The sequence below is a fragment of the Streptomyces sp. adm13(2018) genome, assembly GCF_008042145.1.
In the GTDB taxonomy this organism is placed as follows: Bacteria; Actinomycetota; Actinomycetes; order Streptomycetales; family Streptomycetaceae; genus Streptomyces.
Genome location: NZ_RDBH01000141.1, coordinates 539,769 through 542,901, shown reverse-complemented (window position 1 = coordinate 542,901; position 3,133 = coordinate 539,769). Strand labels below are relative to the sequence as shown.

Here is a 3,133-nt window from a genome sequence, read left to right as displayed (position 1 = left end):
CTCCTCACGCGGGGGTGCCCGGCTCCAGTTTCGAGAGGTCCACCGTCTCCGCGGCGGGCGGGACGACGACGCGGACGGGCTTGCCGTAGTCGGAGAACCGGACGGCACCGGGTTGCCCGCCGCCCGCCCTGACCATCCGCAGGATGTACGGCCTGCCCTCCCGCGCGACGGACACGGTGGTGGTCTCGCCGCCGGGCCGCTTCTTGACGAGGTTCGCCACGGGGGTGCCGTCGACCTCGGAGTCGGGTCCCCTGGTCAGCCCGCGGCGCTCCTCCTGGTCCTGGTCGAGGTCGGCGAGGAGCGCCTTCAGGTCGCAGACGCCGCTGAGGTCGGCGCTGCCGGCCTGACCGGGGGCGATCTTCAGCCAGCGGCCCTTGACCAGCTCGACCGTGGCGTCGATCTGGGCGTCGGGCATGCCCTGCGAGGCCATGGAGACCCGCCAGAAGGCCTCGTCGCCCTTGATGTAGGTGATCCGGTCGATCCTGCGGAGTTCGGCGGCGCCGCCCTGGATCCTCATCGCGCCGGTGCACTCGCCGCGGTCGTTCACGGCGAAGTCGATGTCGAGGGGCTGCCCCTCGGTGACGACCCGGCCGGTCATCCGGAGCGAGGTGGCCGAGCGGGTCGCGGTGACCGCCCGGTCGGCGATCTCGTCCGCGCCGAGGCCGGCGAACGGATCGGGCGTCGGCGCCGACAGCGGGGCGGGTACGGCCGCGGGGCCGCTCGCGGCGGCCGGAACGGCGGCAGCAGCGGGCACAGGGCCCGCGGCGACGGCACCGTGCACAGGGCCTGCGGCGGCGACCGGGACGGGGCCCGCGGCGACGGCGGCGGCGCAGACGACGGCCGCGGCGCGGCGCTTTCGGTGGGACGCCATGGGGGCCTCCTCGCGGTTGTCCCGAGCCCTGTCCCCCAGGGTCTCCCCGCGCGCGTGCGCCCGCGACCCCGCGCCGGGCCCGCCGTCAGTCGACGACCTGGCGGCCCTCCGGCTGGGCGCTGCACGAGGCGCGGAACGAGCAGTTCGCGCAGTGCTGGCCGGTGGTGGGGGTGAAACGCTCGTCGAGGACCCGGCCGGCGGCGTGCGCGAGCAGCTCGCCGACCCACTCCCCGGCGAGCGGTTCCTGGGCCTGCACCTTGGGGGCGGCGTCGCCGCCCTCCTTCTGCGGGGCGCCCTGCCGCAGCTGGACGAGTTCGGCCCCGCCCGGCTCCGGCCGCCGCCCGTCGAGGACCTCGTCGAGGGCGCCCTCCCGGACCGCGAGCTGGTAGACGGCCAGCTGCGGGTGGTGGGCCACCTCGTCGCGGGTGGGGGCGGACTTGCCGGTCTTGAAGTCGACGACGTACGCGCGGCCGTGCTCGTCGGTCTCGACCCGGTCCATGGAACCGCGGATGCGGACCTCGTACGCGCCCGCCTCCAGGGTCACGTCGAAGTCGTGCTCCGAGGCGGCCGGGGTGCGGCCGCCCCGGTCCATGACGTGCCAGCTCAGGAAGCGTTCGAGCGCCGCGCGCGCGTTCCGCTTCTCCTGGGCCGACTTCCAGGGGGCGTCGAAGGCGAGGGCGTCCCACACCGAGTCCAGCCGGGCCATGAGGACGTCGAGGTCGGCGGGGGTACGGCCCGAGGCGACCTCGTCGGCGAGGACGTGGACGACGTTGCCGAACCCCTGGGCCGCGGTGGCGGGTGCCGCGGCCTTGACCTCGCGGCCCAGGAACCACTGGAGGGAGCAGGTGCTCACGAGGTTGTCCAGGGAGCTGGGCGAGAGGGCCACGGGCCGGTCGCGGTCGCGCAGCGGCTCCGGGCTGCGGGTCGGCTCGAACAGTCCCCACCAGCGGTCCGGGTGGGCGGCGGGGACCAGCGGCTGGCCGTCGTCGTCGGTCAGCGCGGCGAGCTCGGCGAGGCGGTCGGCGGCGGCGGCGCGGAGCGCGGGCGCGGCAGCCGGGTCGACGGTGGTGGCGCGCAGCTCGGCGACCAGGGCGGAGACGGCGAGGGGGCGGCGCGGGCGGCCGGGCACGTCCCTCGGCTCCTCGCCGAGTTCGGCGAGGAAGCGGGAGGGCTGGTCGCCGTCCTCAGCGGCGGCCTTCACCGCGGTGACGACGAGCCGGTCACGCGCGCGCGTGGCGGCCACGTAGAAGAGGCGGCGCTCCTCGGCGAGGAGGGCGCCGGGGGTGAGGGGCTCGGCGAGGCCGTCGCGGCCGATGCGGTCGGCCTCCAGGAGGGAGCCGCGGCGGCGCAGGTCGGGCCAGAGGCCCTCCTGGACCCCGGCGACGACCACGAGGCTCCATTCCAGGCCCTTGGAACGGTGGGCGGTCATGAGGCGGACCGCGTCGGGGCGGGTGTGGCGGCGGGTGAGGGTGTCGGCGGCGATGTCCTGCGCGTCGAGTTCTTCGAGGAAGTTGCGGACGCCGCGGCCGCCGACGCGCTCCTCGGCGCGGGCGGCGGTCTCGAAGAGGGCGCAGACGGCGTCGAGGTCCCGGTCGGCGTTGCGTCCGGCGGGGCCGCCGCGGAGCGCGGCGCGCTCCAGCCGGCCGGGCCAGGGGGTGCCGTTCCAGAGCACCCAGAGGGCCTCCTCGGCGGTGCCGCCGCCGGCGAGGAGGGCGCGGGTGTCGCGGAGCAGGTCGCCGAGCCGCTTCGCCCCGCGCGCGTACGCGGGGTCGTGGGCGGCGAGGCGCTCGGGCTCGGCGAGCGCGAGGGCGAGCAGGACGTCGGACGGCGGCGGGACCTTGTCGCCCGCGGCCCGCGCCTCGTCGCGCAGGGCGCGCCCGAGCCGGCGCAGGTCGGCGGGGTCGACGCCGGCGAGCGGGGAGGCGAGCAGTTCGAGCGCGACCTCGACGCCGAGCCACCCGGCGGACACGGAGCCCCCGACCGCACCGGGCTCGATGCCGGTGGCCGTACCGGGCTCGGCGCCGGTGGCCGTACCGGGCTCGGCGGGTTCGGTCTCGGTAGCCGTACCGGCCCCGGCGGCCGTACCGGGCTCGGCAGGGACGGCGCTGGTGGCCGTACCGGGCTCCGCGGTCTCGGCGCCGGTTACGGTCCCGGGCTCCGCGGGCTCGGCAGCCGTACCGGGCTCGACCGGCTCGGCTTCGGCAGCCGTACCGGGCTCGCCGGGCTCGGCGCCGGTTACGGTCCCGGGCTCCGCGGGCTCGG

2 protein-coding genes are annotated in these 3,133 nt (G+C 77.4%); both read right to left on the bottom strand.

Annotation, left to right across the window (positions count from 1 at the left end):
• Positions 1 to 4 precede the first annotated feature (4 nt).
• Positions 5 to 871 (bottom strand): hypothetical protein, encoded by an 867-nt coding sequence (locus tag EAO70_RS30580; protein ID WP_148006075.1) that lies wholly within the window; start codon positions 869 to 871, stop codon positions 5 to 7.
• An 85-nt stretch (positions 872 to 956) separates the two neighbouring features.
• On the bottom strand, positions 957 to 3,133 hold a 2,177-nt coding region (locus EAO70_RS30575; RefSeq protein WP_261993122.1), incomplete at its 5' end, for a PD-(D/E)XK nuclease family protein.